The 19,510-nt window shown below is 54.0% G+C and carries 19 protein-coding genes; 5 read left to right on the top strand and 14 right to left on the bottom strand.

Annotated elements, in window-relative coordinates; all coding sequences use genetic code 11:
• Window positions 1–202: 202 nt before the first annotated feature.
• The gene (locus FKM97_RS23530; protein ID WP_170241105.1) at window positions 203–2,551 is read right to left on the bottom strand and encodes an aminotransferase class III-fold pyridoxal phosphate-dependent enzyme; all 2,349 of its coding nucleotides are present in this window, start codon (window positions 2,549–2,551) and stop codon (window positions 203–205) included.
• Between the two features lie 74 nt (window positions 2,552–2,625).
• Between FKM97_RS23530 and FKM97_RS23535 the strand changes: the two genes are divergently transcribed.
• The gene (locus FKM97_RS23535) at window positions 2,626–3,030 is read left to right on the top strand and encodes a DUF3775 domain-containing protein (RefSeq protein ID WP_170241106.1); all 405 of its coding nucleotides are present in this window, start codon (window positions 2,626–2,628) and stop codon (window positions 3,028–3,030) included.
• A 7-nt stretch (window positions 3,031–3,037) separates the two neighbouring features.
• Here FKM97_RS23535 and fabG read toward each other — a convergent pair whose 3' ends face one another.
• The 4 genes from fabG to FKM97_RS23555 all read right to left on the bottom strand — a co-directional run bounded on the left by fabG (window position 3,038) and on the right by FKM97_RS23555 (window position 6,316).
• Complete coding sequence (gene fabG / locus FKM97_RS23540) at window positions 3,038–3,802, bottom strand: 3-oxoacyl-ACP reductase FabG (RefSeq protein ID WP_144294912.1); 765 nt, start codon at window positions 3,800–3,802, stop codon at window positions 3,038–3,040.
• Between the two features lie 64 nt (window positions 3,803–3,866).
• Window positions 3,867–4,031 (bottom strand): DUF1328 domain-containing protein, encoded by a 165-nt coding sequence (locus tag FKM97_RS23545; RefSeq protein ID WP_144294913.1) that lies wholly within the window; start codon window positions 4,029–4,031, stop codon window positions 3,867–3,869.
• 62 nt (window positions 4,032–4,093) lie between these two features.
• Window positions 4,094–5,002, bottom strand: a complete 909-nt coding sequence (locus FKM97_RS23550; protein ID WP_144294914.1) for a phosphatase PAP2 family protein — start codon at window positions 5,000–5,002, stop codon at window positions 4,094–4,096.
• A 75-nt stretch (window positions 5,003–5,077) separates the two neighbouring features.
• Entirely contained in the window at window positions 5,078–6,316 is a 1,239-nt protein-coding gene (locus FKM97_RS23555; RefSeq protein WP_144294915.1) for a class I SAM-dependent RNA methyltransferase, read from the bottom strand.
• Between the two features lie 64 nt (window positions 6,317–6,380).
• On the opposite strand from FKM97_RS23555, the gene FKM97_RS23560 reads away from it, so the two are divergent.
• Window positions 6,381–7,163 carry a pyrroline-5-carboxylate reductase family protein gene (locus tag FKM97_RS23560; protein WP_144294916.1) on the top strand — a complete coding sequence of 261 codons (783 nt, stop codon included), beginning with the start codon at window positions 6,381–6,383 and terminating at the stop codon, window positions 7,161–7,163.
• Here the strand turns inward: FKM97_RS23560 and FKM97_RS23565 are convergent.
• Both FKM97_RS23565 and ribA read right to left on the bottom strand, forming a co-directional pair.
• The gene (locus FKM97_RS23565; RefSeq protein WP_144294917.1) at window positions 7,160–8,971 is read right to left on the bottom strand and encodes an ABC-F family ATP-binding cassette domain-containing protein; all 1,812 of its coding nucleotides are present in this window, start codon (window positions 8,969–8,971) and stop codon (window positions 7,160–7,162) included. The genes FKM97_RS23560 and FKM97_RS23565 overlap by 4 nt on opposite strands.
• A gap of 164 nt (window positions 8,972–9,135) precedes the next feature.
• Entirely contained in the window at window positions 9,136–10,242 is a 1,107-nt protein-coding gene (gene ribA / locus FKM97_RS23570; RefSeq protein WP_144294918.1) for a GTP cyclohydrolase II RibA, read from the bottom strand.
• Window positions 10,243–10,339: 97 nt separating this feature from the next.
• On the opposite strand from ribA, the gene FKM97_RS23575 reads away from it, so the two are divergent.
• Complete coding sequence (locus FKM97_RS23575) at window positions 10,340–11,026, top strand: RibD family protein (protein ID WP_144294919.1); 687 nt, start codon at window positions 10,340–10,342, stop codon at window positions 11,024–11,026.
• A gap of 29 nt (window positions 11,027–11,055) precedes the next feature.
• Window positions 11,056–11,595 (top strand): cytochrome b, encoded by a 540-nt coding sequence (locus FKM97_RS23580; protein WP_246105239.1) that lies wholly within the window; start codon window positions 11,056–11,058, stop codon window positions 11,593–11,595.
• A gap of 3 nt (window positions 11,596–11,598) precedes the next feature.
• Here FKM97_RS23580 and FKM97_RS23585 read toward each other — a convergent pair whose 3' ends face one another.
• The 4 genes from FKM97_RS23585 to FKM97_RS23600 form a co-directional block, all read right to left on the bottom strand.
• A complete protein-coding gene (locus tag FKM97_RS23585) occupies window positions 11,599–12,375 on the bottom strand; it encodes an SAM-dependent methyltransferase (protein WP_144294920.1) in 777 nt (258 codons plus the stop codon).
• The gene (locus tag FKM97_RS23590; protein ID WP_144294921.1) at window positions 12,372–13,349 is read right to left on the bottom strand and encodes a glycosyltransferase family 4 protein; all 978 of its coding nucleotides are present in this window, start codon (window positions 13,347–13,349) and stop codon (window positions 12,372–12,374) included. The genes FKM97_RS23585 and FKM97_RS23590 overlap by 4 nt, the downstream gene beginning before the upstream one ends.
• A gap of 74 nt (window positions 13,350–13,423) precedes the next feature.
• The gene (locus FKM97_RS23595) at window positions 13,424–13,822 is read right to left on the bottom strand and encodes a 6-pyruvoyl trahydropterin synthase family protein (protein WP_144294922.1); all 399 of its coding nucleotides are present in this window, start codon (window positions 13,820–13,822) and stop codon (window positions 13,424–13,426) included.
• Between the two features lie 18 nt (window positions 13,823–13,840).
• Entirely contained in the window at window positions 13,841–14,632 is a 792-nt protein-coding gene (locus FKM97_RS23600; protein WP_246105240.1) for a zinc-dependent alcohol dehydrogenase, read from the bottom strand.
• Window positions 14,633–14,922: 290 nt separating this feature from the next.
• Here FKM97_RS23600 and mdoH point away from each other — a divergent pair, with 290 nt between their 5' ends.
• Entirely contained in the window at window positions 14,923–16,758 is a 1,836-nt protein-coding gene (mdoH, locus tag FKM97_RS23605; protein ID WP_144294924.1) for a glucans biosynthesis glucosyltransferase MdoH, read from the top strand.
• Here the strand turns inward: mdoH and FKM97_RS23610 are convergent.
• From FKM97_RS23610 to FKM97_RS23620, 3 genes are all read right to left on the bottom strand, one after another.
• Window positions 16,755–17,369: a L,D-transpeptidase gene (locus FKM97_RS23610; protein WP_144294925.1), complete on the bottom strand. Its 615-nt coding sequence runs from the start codon at window positions 17,367–17,369 to the stop codon at window positions 16,755–16,757. The two genes, mdoH and FKM97_RS23610, sit on opposite strands and share 4 nt — an antisense overlap.
• A gap of 128 nt (window positions 17,370–17,497) precedes the next feature.
• Window positions 17,498–18,199: an ATP-binding cassette domain-containing protein gene (locus tag FKM97_RS23615; protein ID WP_144294926.1), complete on the bottom strand. Its 702-nt coding sequence runs from the start codon at window positions 18,197–18,199 to the stop codon at window positions 17,498–17,500.
• A gap of 166 nt (window positions 18,200–18,365) precedes the next feature.
• The gene (locus FKM97_RS23620) at window positions 18,366–19,508 is read right to left on the bottom strand and encodes a glycosyltransferase family 2 protein (RefSeq protein ID WP_205015290.1); all 1,143 of its coding nucleotides are present in this window, start codon (window positions 19,506–19,508) and stop codon (window positions 18,366–18,368) included.
• Window positions 19,509–19,510 lie beyond the last annotated feature (2 nt).

A 19,510-nucleotide genomic window follows, 5' to 3' on the forward strand; every position in this document is an offset into this window, starting at 1 on the left:
CACAGGGAGGTGGGCACTGTTGCAGCGACCCACAGGCAGGTGAGTTGAAGTGTGATCTGTCCGAGGGGGAGCATCGAGGGTCACACTCCCTCCCAGACCAAATGCGTGCTCCCAGGCTGAAGTCTGTGAGGGAGAAGAACCTGAGCTAAAAGTCATCATTTGCGTTCGGGGACTGTGGGACGTTCCTCGAGTAATTGATCTGTCACGAAGACATTTGCTCTCGGCATTCGTTTAGAACCTCATCAAGGTTCTCGATCACCATATCTGCGTGTTTGACGTTGAACACAATCGGCGGCCGGATCTTCAAGACGCAGCCATGCGGCCCTTCCGAGCCAATCAAAATGCCTCGTCGGCACAAGGCATTGACGACCCAGCGAGTTTCATTGCGGGCAGGCTGTTGGGATATTTGATCCGTTACCAACTCCACCCCGATGACAAGCCCGTGGCCACGGACGTCCCCGATGATCTCATGCCGATGCATCAGATTTCTCAGGGCGTTTTTGAGGTATGCGCCGACCCTTCCGGAGTTTTCGATCAGTCCCTCCTCCTTAATGATATCGAGGACTGCTAGTCCGGCTGCGCAGGAGACGTTGTTGCCTCCAAATGTTGAGAAGAAACTCGTTTGGTCCAAAAGTGCGTCCATGATCTCCATTCGAGTTATGACTACACCGATAGGATGACCATTCCCCGCCGGCTTTCCGATTGTGACGATGTCCGGAAAAACCCCGTAGGTTTGATGACCCCACATGAAATTGCCCATGCGTCCAAATCCGGCCTGCACCTCGTCGGCGATGCAAAGCCCTCCTGCCGCATGAACCTTCTTGAAAACAGCGTCCAGATATCCCCTGGGAGCCTCAAGAACACCATTTGTGAGAAACGTCGAATCGACCAGGAACGCAGCGGGTTTGACACCCCTCGCGGCCAGGCGGGCTATGGCTCTGTCTGCATCTGATGCATATCGTCGTGCAGTATCCGGACAGTCAGTCTTGTATGGGCCTCTATATCGATCAGGAGCCGTCAGCGTTTCTATGTGGTGGTCTTCTCTAGGGATCCGTCTCTCTGCAGGCGAAAAGGCATCAATCGCATCCGTGATGCCATGATACGCGGATTCCATAAGCAAGCCGCCGGTATGGCCACTGAAAGCCTTCGCCATTCTCCAGGCGAGATCATTCGCCTCCGATCCAGAGTTTACAAAGGCACAAACCTTCAGGTCGCCCGGCAAGTGTTCTCCGAGACGCTCTGCAAGCGCGACAACTTGCTCACCGAGATATCGAGTGTTTGTATTGAGCGTGCTAACTTGTCGGGTGATTGCCTCAACAACCTTCGGATGGCAGTGACCGACGTGCGGCACATTGTTGTAAACATCCAAATAGCGCCTGCCAGTCGCATCGAATAGCCAGACGCCCTCACCTCTTACGATGTGAAGCGGTGCGTCGTAAAACAACTGCATTCGCGGATTCATCAAGCGTTGACGTCGGGATAACAGGTCACGCGCGGGGCCTTTTACTTTAATGGCCTTGTCATCCCGAACACCGCAGGCTTCCCGAACCCATCCCGTCACCTCCTCTCGGCCGAGGCTGTGGAGCTCATCGAGCCAGGCAACCGAAGGCGCCTCATAAATATGATTGTAGTCCAAGCGTGTGGGCAATTCCGTCCGTCGATAGAGGGAGATCAGGGCTGTGAGGGCGAGCCGCGCGGTAAGGCAGTCGAACAGTAAACCGATCTCAACTGGCTGCAATGGAACCGTCTCATTATACCCTCGAATGATCGCTTGAACCTCTGACCTGTCCCGACTCCTTGACATCAAGACATCGGTAATCGCGACCGCTAAGTCGTTAAGCAACGGGCCATGGTAAAGGTCGCCGAAGTCTATGATCCCGGCGACGCGGTGAGGCTGAGTCACGTCGACCAGGACATTGTGTCCGTTGGCATCTCCATGAATGATTTGGGCACGGCAGACCTTCAGGTTCGGCAGTGTTTCAGATGAGAAGGAATCAATAGTTCTGGAGAGAATCAATCGGTGTTCGCGGCTCGGTGCGCGGTCGCAGAATTGTTTGAGCTTCGGTAACTGCCGGATATCCCAAAGAAGCTCTCGTCCTGCCGAAGGATGAAACAGCCCCGAGAGAGCCTGACCAAGGCGAGCAATCATCCGCCCGTGATCGTATAAGAGATCCCCATTGATTGGGGAGTCTTCAATGAGCACACCCGGCAAAAACGACACCATGAAGGCAAGGTGAGTGACGCCCGCAGCCGTCGTGAACTCAAGATACTCCTCCCCCGACTCACTGTGTCGAATGACGGGGATCGGAAGTTGCGGATTGACTTCCCGAACGTGTTTGAGTGCCGCCAACTGCAGTTCGACCTCTCCCGTTTGATCCTCCACGGTTGCTATTTTCAAGACGAACTGGGACTCGCCCCCAGCGGTTACCAAGAAATTTTGGTCACGCTCGCTGTAGAGCTCTCGGACAGTCCCTTGGACCCCGAACAATGCAGTGGCTCGTTCAGCGTCCTGAAGCGTCAACTGCGGCGGGTTGAGCTTTAAATGCCTCATGAATGCCTCCGGGAACGAGCGGTCCATATCGACGTTGTCCGTTCAAGTTCAACCACTTCGCAGAGCCCTTGAAAATGCTTCAGATCAGACCGCATAAGGTCGCGTTTATCATCGCCAAGTCGATGCAGTTTGATGCGGCCGACGTGATGACCGAACCTAACCCAGGGTCCAATCCTACGGACGATGGGATGATTGAGATCCTTGAAGATCATAAAGACAATGCGACTTTGACCGAGTTGTGGGGCTCAATCCGCGGCCTGAATGACGCTGAGAAGATCGATCTCATAGCATTGACGTGGTTTGGACGTGACGGGGATTCTGCCGATGAGTTTGAGGGCTTTCGTCAGGATGCCAGAGAGTTTGAGAACCCTGACCTCACCGCTTACCTGGGCCGTATGCCTCTCTTGGCAAACTATCTCGAGACGGCTTTGTCCATGCTCGGTTATGACGTCGCTGGCTTGGAGAGAGAAGCCTATTGAGGAGATTTTACGCGAGCGCTTCCAGGGATTCCGGAAGGATTTGCCCGCCATCGACAACAATCGTTTGGCCTGTGATGTAACCGGCCTCCTCCGAGGCAAGGAAAAGGGCCGCGTATCCCACATCCACAACTCGTCCTAGGCGCTTAAGCGGGATCGACGCCGCCATCCCGCGCTCATAGTCCTCGCCGAGATCTCCGAGACCCTCTGTCGCGATATTGCCGGGCATAACAGCGTTCACAGTGATGCGATACTTCGCGAGCTCAATGGCCACCGTCCTGAGAAATCCGAGCTGTCCTGCTTTGGAAGCACCGTAGTGTGCCCATCCAGGAAAGCCCGTGATCGGGCCTGTAATGGAGGATGTAATGACAATCCTGCCTGATTGAGACCTCTTGAGATACGGTAGACAGGCTTTGACCGATAGAAACGTCCCCTTTAAGTTTGTCGCTAGGACTTCGTCCCACTGGCCGACAGACATGTCCTCGATTCCGATCTGCGGAAAGATGCCTGCATTAGCACATAGGACATCTATCCCACCGTGACGATCGGCTGCTGAACGGCTCATCCGCTCCATATCATCCCAATTAGTCACATCGGCGGCAAATGACGAGGCACCGTTGCCAAGTTCAGCAGCGCAGCTCGCGCCCTCTTCAGCATTTCTGGAGACGACCAAGACCCGGGCACCCTTGGAAGCAAAGACTTGGGCAATCCCCCTTCCAATCCCCTTGCTGGCTCCGGTTACGACGACAGACTTCCCAGTCATTGACGTCAGCATTCGCGTGCACTCCCAAAAAAAAGCACCGCTCGAAGGCGGTGCTTTCACCTGACGAAAGATACCGTCAAGCCCTTCTTGCAAAGTGCATCACAAGTGATACGACAAGCGCAATCAAGAATACAACAAACAAGACTTTCGCAATCATCGCGGCCGTTCCCGCCACGCCGCCGAAGCCCAAGGCGGCTGCAATCAAGGCAACGATGAGAAAGGTCAACGCCCAGCCTAACATCGACAAACTCCTTCAACTAAACTTGATGCCTAAACGCGGTCGGGGAAAATTGGTTGCCCGATTCAATGCCCCTTTTGAGGTGCCGATCGATCGGCAGATGCATGTTCAATCTTTCGCTGTCTTAGATGTTCTGCCAACGACACTCCTATAAGGAGCCAGAACATGCCTACGAGGCACCCCATGACCACATCCGAGAGATAGTGAACTCCCAACACGAGACGGCTAAAGCAGATAAGCATAATCAACGTGCAGGCCCAGTAAACACCCTCAAATCGGAGCCGTAGCGTCATCCCTTCTCGGAGATATAAATAAGCTATCACTCCGAATGTTGCTACAGCGGCCGTTGCATGGCCACTAGGAAAGCTGGGTGAAGCTTCTGTGACATCGGTTAGAAAAGTTGGTCTCGGCCGATCTATCAGGAATTTTGCTCCCCATGTAGTGGCGGTTGCTCCGCTCATCGTGAGCCAGAGAGGGAAGATATAAGTCGCCTTCTGGAAAACAATGAGAAGCGAAGTCATTACTGCGGATGCCCCCAGCATAAAGGGAACCGTTCCGTAGAAAGTGATAAATACAAATATTTCGAGAACAGGAGATCCCCGTAAGATGGATAATGCGTTGTTTACTTGGTTGTCGATCTCGATCGAACCCTGCGCCTCGAACATATCCTGAATTATTTCCCCGGCTAAAATAGAAATATAAAATAAAAAAATAATCAATAATGTTAGCGGCAACCCTGAGAAGGATTTTATTTGTAGCCTTTTCTTAAAATACTCCCCGAGTCTTGGAAAGTATCCAATAAACGACGATCTTGTCGTTTCCACCCACTGATGAGATCCAATCCGTTGGCCGACCCGCAAGACGAGTTTTCCATGTCGAGAAGCGGACCTCACGACGACCCAAGCGAGTTGATGGAGCAACAAGATTGCGACGAACAGACCGACAGCGAACGAAAGAGGCACGTTTTCAGTCATGGTTTGTTGCTGGCTTAAAATTCATGTGAGATAAACAGGCTTGCAGCTTAGGCTTCAAATGATTTTCTCCGTTTATCATCTTTCAAAAAGCCCAAAGACCTCCAAATGCGCGGACCATTTAAATTGGTCGATCGGGACAATTCGCGTTAGGCGATAGCCTCCGCCGATCAGAATTGCCGCGTCGCGAGCGAAGCTGTTCACGTCGCAAGAGACTGAAACAGCCTTGGGAACTGTTGATCTGGCGAGTTCGCGAACCTGAGCTTCTGCCCCCGCTCTCGGCGGGTCCAAAATCACGGTCTCATAGCGGTTCAGATCGACAGATGACAATGGCCGCTTATAGAGGTCGCGAGTTTCTGCACGTATGGGCCGAAGACCCTGAGAAAATCGGGCCGCGGTCGTCAGTGCAAGGATGGCAGCAGCGTTTCCGTCAATGGCATGAACCGCACTTCTGCCTGCAAGCTCAAATGTGAACGGTCCGATGCCGCAAAAGAGATCTGCAACAGTTTCTGCGCCCTTTGACGCGGTCGACACGAGTGCTCGGAGAAGCTCCTGCCCCTTGGCCGTCGCTTGTAAGAACCCTCCGGGCGGCAGCACCACGCGCACCTGTCCAATGAGGACGACAGGCTGTCGCTGCTCGACGACAAGCTCTGAACCGACTGTTAATCGGGCCAGACCATACTCCTGAGCCAGACTTGCCAGGTCCATCCGCAGATCGAGACTGATGTCACGCGGGCCCCTGACATGACAACTGATGCCGCCATCAGTTCCGTCCACCTGAACGTCTAATCCTTTGTAATCCGGACCGAAGACACGGCCGATGGCACGCGCCAATTCTGGAGCGGCTCTCAGCCCGGATGCGAGAATGGGACAAGTTTCAATGTCCTGGAGGTGATGAGTACGGGCTCCCATAAACCCTGCTTGCACATGGCCGGCTATATGGCGGACATGCAGAACGACTCGTCTGCGGCCGTCCCCATGAGCGTCGACCACAGGTTCGGGATCGACATCAATGCCGCGTTGGCGAAGCGCTTCCAACAGCAGCTGCCGCTTCCACGCTTTGTAGTTTGCCTCATGCCAATGTTGCAGAGAACATCCTCCGCATCGACCGAAATACTGACAAAAGGGCTCTGCGCGCTCGGAGCTTGTCTGCAGAACCTGGGTCAGTCGTCCGCGGTCACCAGTCCTTTGGACACGTACGGTTTCCCCAGGCAGACCCAAGGGGATGAAGATCGTGTCCTCACCCAGGGTTGCGATGCCGTCGCCCCTTCGTCCGACGCCGGAGATTTTGACAATCTGTTCGCCACCTGTAGACATTGGTGAATTCGAGGCTTTCAAGATCAAAGGTCCATTCTTCTAGTTTGTCAGACGGATACAATAAATGTCGGATGAAATGACGCTTGGAATAATTGGCGCCGGCAGCTTTGCAGCCTATTTCGTTGCATCGCTCCGGCGCAGCGGGTCAAAGGCAGAAATTTCTGTCTCTCCCAGGAACCGTCAAATTGCCGAGCATTTGGCGGCAAATCATGGATGTTTAATAGCCGAAGACAATGCAGCAGTCGCGAAGAGCAGCAAGATTGTGCTGCTTGCCGTTCGGCCACCGGACGTAGTGTCCGCCTTGTCCGGGTTCCAGTTTGAGCCAGATCAGACGTTGATTTCAGCTGTTGCGGGAGTGTCATGCAATGAATTGAAGACGCATGCGGGCCGGGTCAGACGGATTGTCAGGATCATGCCGGCAGCCTACATTGAAACCGGGTTGGGGTTCTTCCCAATTTATCCTGAAGACGATTTGGTCCGCAGCTTTTTAACTCCAGCGGGCATCGTAACCAGCTTCGCTTCGGAAGAGGAGTTCGGCACCGCACTTTTGGGAGCATGCCTTTCGGGATGGCTTTACGCTTTCTTCGATGATCTCGTAAAAACATTCCAAAAATATGGGATTTCTGAGGAAGTCGCGAGACAGCTCGTACTGGCAAATGTTAGGGGAACGGCGAACTACGCGATGGAAACGCCAGGTCGGTCGCTTCAAGAGATCTCCGATAGTATCGCCACAGACGGGACGTACACATTGGCCGGCCTAAACGAACTATTGGGAGCCGTGCCATTCTCTGGTTGGCGAAGCGCATTAGACACTGTTGAAAAACTGAGACGCGGAGCCGAGCGTTAACTTTCAATCTCCTCTCGGAGAATTTCCAGCTCGAGCCATTCATCTTCGGCCGCGTTGAGTTTTGACTGCAGTCTTTCCAACGCCTCTGCGCGCAGGGTAAACGCAGCAGGATCGCGTGAATAGATATCCCCAGTGCTCAGTGCAGCTTGCTCTTTGGCGACCTCAGCTTGAAGCCGCTTTATGAGTTCGGGGAGGACTTTCAGTCCATGCTGCTGCTTAGGCGACAGCCTTCTGCGGGCAATCGAACTCGCACTTTGAACAGGCGTCGGGTCAGGTCTCTTGATCTTGCGTGTAGACGCACGTTCTCGAGCGGCAAGGTCCCCTCCCCTTTGCCAGATCATATCGGAATAGCCGCCCGCATAGGTAGTCCACTTCCCCTGTTCCTCAGCAGCGATCACAGACGTCACGACCCGATCCAGGAAATCTCGATCATGGCTGACGAGGAGAACAGTGCCCTCATAGCTCGAAAGCATTTCCTCCAGCAGGTCGAGTGTTTCCAGATCCAGATCATTCGTGGGCTCATCGAGAACCAGAAGATTTGAGGGTACAGCCAGGGCACGGGCAAGCATCAGCCTTCCTCTTTCACCTCCAGAGAGGCTGCTGACGGGAGTGCGTGCCTGTTCCGGTAGAAAAAGGAAATCCTTCATGTAGCTGAAAACGTGACGCGCAACTCCACCTGCAAACACAGTGTCGCCGCTTCCTCCAGTGAGCGCCTCTGTGAGTGTCATGTCAGGAGTGAGACTGGACCGCTTTTGATCCAAACTCACCATCTGCAAATTGGCGCCGATCCGAACGCAACCTGAATCCGGATTCAACTCTCCCGTCAGAAGCGACAGAAGCGTTGTCTTGCCTGCCCCATTTCGGCCCACGATGCCAACACGGTCGCCACGTGCAATTCTGATCGAGAAGTCCCTGACGATTGCCGCGTCACCGAAGCTTTTGCTTACATTGACCGCCTCGATCACCAGCTTTCCGGACGCCTCGGCGTCAGTTGCTGTCATACGCGCCGCGCTTGACTGGGACCTCTGCTCTGAATGCCGCTGCCGTAACGCATCAAGAGCGCGCATCCGGCCCATGTTTCGCTTCCGCCGCGCAGTAACGCCGTATCGGACCCATTCGAGCTCCGCAGCTATCTTTTTATCCAGCCGCCTTGCCTCCTCCTCTTCAGATTGGAGAACGTCGTCTCGCCAAGATTCGAAATGTGTGAAGCCCCGCTCTGTTCGCCGCGTTGCACCACGATCCAACCAGATTGTAGCTTTCGAGAGGGTTTCAAGGAACTTCCGGTCATGGCTAATGAGTACGAGAGCCGATCGCATGTTCGAGAGTTCCTTCTCGAGCCACTCGACTGCAGGTAGATCCAGGTGATTGGTAGGCTCATCCAGCAAGAGAACATCAGGTGCAGGAGCCAAAGCGCAAGCCAAGGCGGCGCGTCGCGCCTCGCCGCCGGAAAGTTGCCCGACATTTTCGTGCCCAGTGAGGCCAAGCTCATTAAGAAGATAGAGTGCCCGATAGGAATCATCCCCTGGGCTCAAACCGGCTTCCACATATTCGAGTGTAGTTTGGGAGTTGCCAAAGCTTGGCTCCTGCGGAAGATAACGCATCGTGACCCCGGTCTGAACCACCCGCAGTCCTTGGTCCGCCTCGATCAGTCCCCCAGCGATCTTCAACAAAGTGGACTTTCCCGAGCCGTTTCTCCCGACCAGGCACAACCTCTCCCCCTCTCCCACTGAAAGATCAGCTCCGACGAGGAGAGGCGTACCGCCGAAAGTGAGATGCACGTCTTGTAGTGTTAGAAGCGGCGCAGCCATTAAATTTCACATTCTCAACTGATCGAAGCTTTTTCTAATCACGAAATCCCGCCTCTTCAACTTGGGCTCAAATTGGTGGAACAGACTCCAAATATCACGCAAACCAAATGGCAACGTCTCGATCAAACCGGATCTAAAATTATCGGATGAATTTACCAATAAGTCTAATCTTGCTCGTTGATCTTACTTCCAAGTATTTCGTTGCCGATCAAATGCCCAGCGCGGTTGCGCTTACTCGCAAGGTATTCTCTGTTGTGAATGTTAAGCCGCCCGTTAAGACGTTGCGATGAGACAACCGTCAACCCGGCTTGCTGAAGGGCGGCAATCTTTGCTGGGTTGTTTGTTAAGAGCTTAACGGTTTTCAGCCCAAGCTGGCGCAGCATGCTGGCGGCGAATTCGAAGCGACGTTGGTCAATATCGAATCCAAGGATTTCATCCGCCTCGAAAGTGTCATGTCCCTGCCACTGGAGCCCGTATGCCCGCAACTTATTCGCGATACCGTTTCCTCTGCCCTCCTGGTCAAGATAAAGAATCACTCCACCTCCGTTCTCCGCCATAAATTTTAATGATCCGCGGAGTTGGTCTCCACAGTCGCATTTCAGGCTACTGAACAGATCGCCCGTGAGACAGGCAGAGTGTAGACGCACGGGCACTGGAAGACTGAGATCGGGCCTTCCGATCACAACAGCGATTTGATCGCGCATTCCCTCGCCACCACGAAACACAACGAAGCGACAGTCACCGGCAACTTCGAGTGGGACCGGCGTTTCTGCAATAATCTTCAAATGACTGGATTTCTTTGCGCGATAAGTTTCTATGGCGATTGCCTCAACCCTGCACAGCTCGGCGAGCGAATTCTGATCCTTGGATGCAATCGGGATTGAGACGACGGCGGGCAACAGAAACGCAAATCTAATGAGATCTAAGGATGCGAGCTCTAAAGCCGTCGGTCTCGATAGCTCTTCAGTAATCTCCACGGTTTCGGAGGTGATGAGCTCGTCAATACGTGAAAAATTTGTATCCGCCAGGACTATGGAGGAGGTACCGGCAGCCTCAAAGCCGAGATGACGAAGTCTGGCAGCCGCCATCGCCAACCGCACAGGCCCTGAAGCCACCTCTCTGAGCCTTTTGAACAAACCAATGTGAATATTCTCAGCCGCAGCAATGACGCTGGCGGCATCGCCCTGAACGACGACGACAGGGCGCCCGGACCGCACTTCGTTGATGCAGCGCTCTACGGCAACCATTTCGAGTTCTTCGAGGATTGTCATGAAAGGAGATCAGTCCTTGGCGTGTTGACGCAGTTTCGAGAAACGAATGACATAAACTCTTTGGCACAAGATATGGCGAAGGACGCGGCGGAAACCAATGGCATCAAAGGAATCTCTTAAATCTGTCAGCCCGGAAGGGCTTCATGATCGAAGTGGTGCTCCCTTCGTTATCGCCCAGCTTGGTCAAACCCTTGATGGCCGTATTTCAACGTTGGGGGGCAAGGCCGAGCACATTAATGGCAATGCCGCTTTGGATCATCTACACAGATTGCGCGCTTCCGTCGACGCAGTTGTAGTAGGCGCTGGCACCGTGATCGCTGACGATCCTCAGCTGACAGTGCGCCGCGTGCCTGGGCAACATCCGGCTCGTGTGATCATTGATCCCGGAGGTCGCGTTCCAATCTCTTCAAGATGCTTCGATGACACAGGGTCAGCTCGGATAATAATTTCGAGCGTTTCGGCTCCCCAACAAAACTCTGGGATTAAATGTATCCGCCTTGCTCTCAAGGACGGACAGCTTGATCCTCACGAAATTGTGAGAGCATTGCGTAACCAGGGACTTCACCGCATCCTCATCGAGGGAGGAAGCCAGACTGTCTCCAGATTTCTTGCAGCTAAGGCGCTCGACCGGATCCATTTGCTTGTGGCTCCGATTATTCTGGGATCCGGAACCACTGGAATAAATCTCCCCTCGATCTCCGATATCACCATGGCTGTTCGGCCGAGAACATCCACTCAGATTCTTGATGATGGAAATGTTCTTTTTGATTGTGACTTGCGGTAACGTTCTTCTCTAGAGAGGAGGGACTGGCCTTGCGCACCGAAGTGACTGGATATCATCCGCTCCACAAGGTGCTTCATTGGCTCACGGCTCTCATTGTGCTTACAACCATACCCATGGGCCTGATCATGATCAGGCTGGAGGGGGGCAGCACTCAAAACACTTTATTTGATCTCCATCGCTCATTCGGGGTGATGGTCCTCGCGCTGACGATTCTTCGTTTGGCGGTGCGAGGAATCGTCGGGGCGCCCGGTATCGAACGCACGATCGAACCTTGGCAGCGGCAGCTCGCCAGCGTCGTTCATGGGCTTCTTTATATGTTGCTCTTCATCGTCCCCCTTCTTGGTTGGACCGGCACCTCGGCATACGGGGCGCGGATCTCAGTGTTCTGGTTGTTTGAGTTGCCAATGATCCTGCCGAAGGACGAGCATCTCGCAACGACGCTTCTGACATTGCATCAATATGCTGCGTTTACGCTGACTGCGCTCTTGTTTGTCCATGCAGCCGCGGCCCTCTACCATCACTTCATCCGGGGAGACGAAGTTCTGAACCGCATGCTTCGTAGGGGATGACGATCACGGGGGTGCCGCAAAGATATCCACATGACCGATTGTGCAACTGCCCCCCATCTGCCTGTCGAGGCCCCAGCACGTTACGACATGCTCCGGTACAAGTTGCGTCTGTTTCACAGCATCGGCAATCCCCGCAGCGAGAAGTTGCTTGAGGCATTGGTCACCGTCATCGAGGCGCCAGTAGCTTTCACCCGCTACCACAGTGAATTGCCGGCTTTGAAGAACTGCCACCGCTTTCGAAGCCGCCCGCGGCCCCAGTGCTGAGCCCAAGCCCTTGTCGCGAAGCTGATGACGTGTGAAGGCGGACAATATTTGCCAATCTGAATCATGCGCGGGCTGCCAATGTTCAACGCCATCATAATTCAGTGGCAAATACACAGCACAACGTTGCCTGCGCGCAGCTTCAGCTAACCGCTCGATCCAGGCCTCTGATGCTAGATCTATGAAGGCGGCAGCGGTAATGAGATCCGGTTTGAATTCCTCTATTACCGCTTCGAGTGAAATAGCCAAGTCTGAGGTTAGCAGTTCTGCATGAATTCCCTCAGTAGCACCGGTCTGGCGGAGCAGAATGGGATCGTGATCGATAAGAATCCATTTCTGGTTCGGTGGCAGGAGAGGTGACGTTCCACGTAAATTTGACCCGATACCGGATCCCAGATCGACGACCGTCACAGAGCCCGCGTCGACGAAATGATCCTCCAACGCCCGCATGACCACGGCATTGCGAGATCGATGATCGACCGGTTCTCGCAACCTCAACCACTCAGCTGAAAATGTCATGAGGGACAGCTCTTGAGAACTTCCGCGACGATACGCATACTGTCCTTCCATCGTGGCAAATTCTGCCCCGCCGACCATGCTCCCTCACTGAGCTTTAACCTGGCGGCGCGATCTATCACGAGCTGACGGACTGCCACCGCGAGTGAGTTGGCGCAGTCTTTGGGAACGAGAATCCCGGCTTCCGGTGGCACAACCTCAGGGATAGCTCCTTCATCAGTTCCAATGACGGGCAGTCCTCGCGCCAGCGCCTCGGCATAAACCATGCCGAAGCCTTCATATCGAGACGGCAAGACGAACATGTCCGCTTCATCATAGAGCGGCTCGAGCTCTGCTTCCGACAGAACTCCGACCAACTTTATCCGCTCTGAGAGTCCACGACGATGGATCAGAGCCTGCAAGGCTTCTGAACATCTTCTGTCACGGCTCCTGTCACCAACAATCGAACAATTCCAGTTGTCACCTCTGATCATTGAGAGCGCTTCGACCAGCGTATCAAAACCCTTTCGTGGGATTATAGAACCCACTGAGATGATCTGAGCAACATCTCGACTGGAACCCCTGGCACGCTTCGCGGGCAGAGTTCCCGGCGGCGCAATCGCTATTTTGCGAGGAGGGACCCGAAACAGATTTTCGAGAACAGACGCCGTGGTTCGGCTGGATACGATGACCTTCCACGCTTGTTCCAGCGCGGCTCTTTCGCTCTGGAAAAGGGTCGTCGCCTCATCGGTACCAATTCCAGTTTCCAGACACAGGGGATGGTGTACGAGAGCAACGAAGTTCCTTTTCACTCTCCGGATCATGGCAGCGGGCAAGACACCATAGATCAGTCCATCCACGATGATTGCTGCCTTACGGTCAATTTTTGAAACCGCTTCTTCCCAGTGACGAACGTTGATCCCGCAATCGCCCTGGCCGTGACTGGGGAGTTCCACATGCTCTGCGGCGACGCCGTGAAATGGCAGATGCTTAAGCATCTCCCGAGCGTAACCGTATCCTCCGGTTCGGGTCTCTATACTACCTGGGATCACGAGGACAGCGGGTAGCAAGGCTATACATCCCCCTCGAACCACGCGCGGGCCAGGTGATTTTCTTGAAGGGTCACCCTCACCTTTTCGACCTGCTCGGAACCTGGCCCGAGTTCTCCCTGCTTGAGCCGTTTTGACAGTTCATCAAAAATGAACCTGCAAAGGAATTCGGTGGTGGTGATTTTCCCCTCTAGAACCTTGATGTCGTCGAGATTTTGGTAGTTCAGTTGATCGAGGATTTTTTTCAGCGCGACTGTCGCCCGGCCGATATCGACGACGACACCATCTTCAGAAAGGCTGCTCCGCAGGAATGCTGCATCTACGATGAAGGTCGCTCCATGAAGCCTCTGGGCCGGCCCGAAGAGTTCCCTAGGTAGACTATGGGCGATCATAATGTGATCGCGGACTTCAACAGCAAACATGAACGTTGTCTCCTCAAATCAATAGCTGACAGCGGTCATTAGGCCTGCAGCGCCCTTAGCCAATAACCCAGGCATCGCATTGGGCAAGTCACGGAACGGCACCTCCGCAGTAATGATGCTGTCCAAACGACTGTCGTCTAGCAAATCGATCGCCACACCCAGCCTTCGCCGAAAAGTCCAACGGGAAGAATGCGATGCAGGTAGCTTCCCCACCTGAGATGAAACCAGTTGAAGCCTTTTGCTATGGAAGGCACGTCCCAACGGCAGACAGACCGATTCATCCCCAAACCAGCTTGCTTCGATGACCCTCGCTCCCGCACCGGCAACCTCCAAGCAGAACTGCGCCCCGGCCTGAGTGGCGCTGGTATGAACAACGACATCGGCCTCATCGAAGGTTTGGATTGGTACGCCAAACTCGACTCCGAGACCTTGGCAAAAACGCTCACGAGTGAGATCGATGTCTATGACGGTCACCGTTGTGGCTGGCATCTGCGATGCGATGAAAGCGAGCAGCAATCCCACCACTCCACCCCCGACGATGATGATGCGATCCCCTACTCCCAGCCCACTATCCCAGATGATGTTGAGGGCTGTCTCCATGTTTGCTGTCAGGACCGCTCGCTTCGGGTCGATGTGCGGTGGAACCAGCACCACTTCGTCACGCGAAACGCGAAAGCGATCTTGGTGTGGGTATAAGCAAAAGACGATCTTTCCTACAAAGTCCTTTGGCCCCTCCTCCACGACTCCCACCGCCGAGTACCCATATTTCAGGGGAAACTCAAAGGTTCCCTCTTGAAAAGGCGCTCTCATGCGCTGCCACTCCGATGAAGGTATCCTGCCCTCGAAGACGAGTCTCTCTGTTCCCCGACTGATACCGGTGTACAAGGTGCGAACCTCTATGATGTCGGAGTTTTGATCACCCCCAGGAGCGACTTGTGGCACGGTGCGGATCTCCGCCCGACCGGGACCAACATAGTATAAGGCACAAGCGCTTTGTATGGTCATCGTTCACGTCTTCCGTATTAGCCTGCTTCTGGGCTATTAAGCTGCGATCAAAACCCATTAATGCTGACCGAGATACATCTTCGGGATTGTCAAACATGAACTGTCCCGCACCTCAATCAGACTTCCGGTCGCCATCTAATCCCCTTCAACTCCCGGAGCATGTACGTTGGCGCCGGCTCATCATGGCAACACTCGTAGCAGTCACATTTCTGCTGCTGGTGGTGTCCGTGGGCTATCTCCTGGCAGGTGATGGATGGTCCGCACTCGACTTCGTCCTGTTCGCGTCCATTTCAGCTGCAGCACCTTGGACGATAATGGGTTTTTGGAATGCCACAATCGGCCTCTGGCTGCTGCATGCGGTACAAGATTGGCGGCCCATCGTTTCTCCATTTCTGAGCCTGGCGGGCCCTCTCCACAAGCAATCCCGCATCGCCATTCTGATGACATTGCGGAACGAAGATCCAAGGTCCGCGATCGATCGCCTTCGCGTTATAAATCACAGCATCCAACAAACAGGCTACGGCGATCTATTCAAATACTTCATTCTAAGCGACACCTCGGATATCGCGATTGCCGAGGAAGAAGAAATATATACCAAAGATGTTTCTTCAGATTTTGGATCGGATAATCTCGTTTATCGCCGTAGGATGCAGAATACTGGATTCAAATCAGGCAACATCTCGGATTTTCTGGATCGTTGGGGACACGACTTTGAATTCATGATCCCCCTTGATGCGGATAGTTTGATGACGGGTGAGTGCATCATTCGCTTGGTCCGAACAATGCAACAAAATCGCCAAATCGGAATCATGCAAACCCTTGTTGTAGGAGCTCCGGCGCAAACCGCATTCGCCCGCATCTTCCAGTTTGGCATGCGGGCAGGGATGCGGGCATACACCATGGGCAGCGCATGGTGGACTGCCGATTGCGGCCAGTACTGGGGACACAACGCTCTCATTCGCGTGGCCGCCTTCTCGGATCATTGCCGCCTCTCGCCCTTGCCCGGAGGACCGCCCTTGGGGGGGCACCTTCTTAGCCATGACCTCGTCGAAGCGGTGCTGATGCGCAGAGGCGGATATGAGGTTCGCGTAATACCCGAAGAGTGCGGGAGCTACGAAGATAATCCTCCAACACTAAGTGAGTACATGCGCCGCGAGACGAGATGGTGCCAGGGCAACATGCAGTATTTTCGCCTCCTCACACTCCCGGGTTTGAATCCAGTATCAAGATTAAACTTGTTGTCGGCGATCATTATGTATTCGTCGTCATTATTCTGGTTGATAATGATCCTATCTGCACTATCAAAGTTGATATGGGGAGAATTAGATCATCTTAATGCAGATATCGGGGTTACAATTTATATTGTAATGCTGACTATGAGCTTGTGGCCGAAGCTGGCTGGTTTTGCCGACATCTATTTGAGTCGAAAATCAAAAATGTATGGAGGTCCGTTTGTTCTGATACGTAATGCCTCTATAGAAATTTTCTTTTCTATGATCCTTGCCCCGATCATCTCACTTCGCATCTCGACATTTTTAATCAGTCTTTTTTTCGGCAATTCGATAACGTGGAACGCGCAAATCAGGTCTGCTCATAAGATCAACGTACGAACTGCTTTTGCGCAGCTATGGCCACAGACAGTCTCGGGATTAATCTTCTGCCTCTGTCTCGCTGCATTGGCGCCTATGGTTCTAATTTGGGCAGCCCCCACCCTCGTGGGCCTCTGCTTGGCAGTTCCGATCGCCGTGATCACCGCATCTTCGGCCCTGGGCGCGGCGACGAGACGCCACATGATCTGTAACATTCCGGAGGACCTGCAGATGCCTTATGAGCTCGAGCGGCTGAAATTGACTAGAGCCGGCATTCCCGTTCTGCCAATATCAGAAGACGATCTTGCTCAAAAGCGGCCGACGGCGTCTTCTGATGCCTAGCTGACAGTCGCCGCTGAGCCTCCAACGACGACACGGGTTCCGAGCGGGACCCGGCGGTAAAGATCGATCACGTCCTGGTTTAAAAGTCGAATGCAACCCGACGAGACAGATCGGCCAATCGAATTCACCTGCGACGTCCCGTGAAGACGATAGAGCGTATCCCTGTTACCCTGGAACAAATAGAGAGCCCGCGCCCCAAGCGGATTGTCTGGACCTCCAGGCATCATTGTTGGCAGGTTAGGCTCGCGAGCCAGCATCTCCTTGGGAGGATGCCAACTCGGCCACATTTGCTTCCTCTGGATCGTGGCCTCGCCGCTCCAGCCGAAACCCTCGCGCCCAACGCCGATACCATATCGGATTGCGCGACCTTCAGGGAGGGTCACATAGAGATAATAACTCTCCGGATCCACGATCACAGTACCGATGGTTTCCGCACTGTCATATCGAACAAGCTGCTTGCGATAGCGCGGCTCCAACTCGCCTGGCGGCACGTACCTTACGGGGTGGAGTTCTCCGTTGAGGAATTCGTCTGCCAGGGCAGCTTTTCCCAAAATTGATGTGAGGACGGCGCCGCCTGCCAATCCCAGGAATGCACGACGATTACTTTGCATCGACCCTCTCCCTCCTCGTGATGTTTAGAATAACTCCCAAGGAGGATTCACGTTCCCTTCACATGTAGTTTAGAGGTTGGTCTTGGCAATGGCATGGGTCTGCCAAGCCCTTCACTTGTGCTTCTGCATCAAGCAGAGGCTAGAACGCAGAAGCGGCCGTCGACATCTACAAGTCTCCCGGCATCCATGACGAAGACCGCAGGTTCGACGCCTTCCATCAACGATGACTCGCGCTCGGTGAAAAGAACGGCCACACCATCATCTCGAAGCCGAACGAGGGCTCGAGCGAGTTCACTGATTGCATTTGGAGATAATCCAACGGCTGGATCATCAAGCATGAGCAGACATGGACCCGTGAACAGGCTCCTAGCGATCGTAAGAAATTGCCTTTGATCGGAATCGACTTCATCCGCAATACAGTCTTGAATATCTCTCAGCTTAGGAAAAATTTCGAAGATTCTTTCCGCGCCCCACGCTGCCTTACTCCGCCCAGCCGAAGCGGATCGGCCCATCACGATATTTTCATAAACTGTGAGACGACCAAAGACCCGTCGCGTTTGGGGCACGAAAGCCGCGCCCAATTCCGCGATCGCATGAGCAGGATAGCCTTCGACCGATCGGCCGTTGATAAGGACCTCTCCTGCAGACGGCGTGATCATGCCCATCAGAGTTCTGAGCAGCGTCGATTTCCCTGACTGTGCGCCACCAATGATAGCCTTGACCTCCCCTCGCCTAACCGCGAGATCAATTCCTCGCAAAATATGCGCCCCGCTCCGGTGCGCATGCAGATTTCGCGCCTCAAGCACAGGCCCTGTCGGTTCAACCATCATTCAGCATTTCCAATGAGAACTGCCCTTCGCGACCCGAATAGTTATAGGCCGCAACCGTCGTCTCCGGAAGATATGCTCGGTACCTATCAATCGGCTTGGTTTAGCGGAAATACGCTGTTCGATGTCACCGTAACTACGCAACAACCAAGGACCGTACGGCCACGCACTAAGGAGCAGGTGTCTTCAGATCATCAAGATACGACCGCCCCCGCCAGAGGAGCGGCTTACCGCGCAAGCGGCCCAGCAGTGCCGTCCACTGTAATGCGAGGAGAGCAATGATTCCCAAGGGGTGAATAAGGACACCGAGCCAGGATTGCCGAAAGCGGAACGCAAGCAAAACTCTGACTCCCCAGGCACAGAAAACGGCGGCTCCCAAGAGAGCGATGACGGTCGCATCAGCGTCGCGAACGAGGCAAATCGGCAAGAGAACGAATGGCAGAACTTGACCGAAGAACAGAAGCGCAGTCCAAATGGGCAGGCCGACCGGAGTGGCCATCCCCTCATGCGCATTTTTGATGAATCCCGACCACAGGTCCCGAAGATTTTCATACATTCGGGTATTCGCAAGATGCTCTGCATCAAAGAGGTCTGTTTGGATTTTCTGTCGGCGAAACCAACGCGAGAGTTGAACCCCGTCGTGAATGTATCCCTTTATCGCTTGGTGTCCCCCCGTCATCCTGTAAGCCGACATTCGCACGGCTAGGAGCTGTCCACAGGCCGCACCAAAGGCGGGTGACTTACTCATCCGCATGCCTAGCACCGGGAGGAAGCCGATAAGGACAAAATGGATGAAAGGAATAAAGACCTTTTCCCAAAATCCCACGGCATCCTGATGTGGAAACCCGCTCGCCAGCCCCACATTCTTAGAAGCCATGAAGCCGGCGATCCGTTCAATAGCATCCTCCCGCAGGATGACGTCAGCGTCAAGAAAGAGGCCGATATCGTTTCTCGCCGCGTCACCTAGTGCCTGGCAGGCATTGTTCTTCCCCATCCAGCCCGGCCCTAAAGCTGGAGTATCGATCAAGAAAACCCTGTTATCTCGGGCAGCAAAGCTTCGTACGATCTCGGCAGTTCGATCCGTAGAGGCATCATCAGCGACAATCACCTCGAAGCGTCCAGGATTGGCTAACACTGCCTCGAGGACAGGCACTATCCGCTTCTCTTCGTTCCGAGCAGGGATCAACACAGAGACGGAGGGCAGTCCGCCATCCGGCCAGGGGCTGGGTCCACGGATCATGAGAAGGTTCATTGCACACAGGCCGAAAGGAATGAGCGCGAATATGAAACAAATCAAAGCCGTCAGAAACACAA

It is taken from the genome of Rhodoligotrophos appendicifer (assembly GCF_007474605.1).
Lineage (GTDB): Bacteria > Pseudomonadota > Alphaproteobacteria > Rhizobiales > Im1 > Rhodoligotrophos > Rhodoligotrophos appendicifer.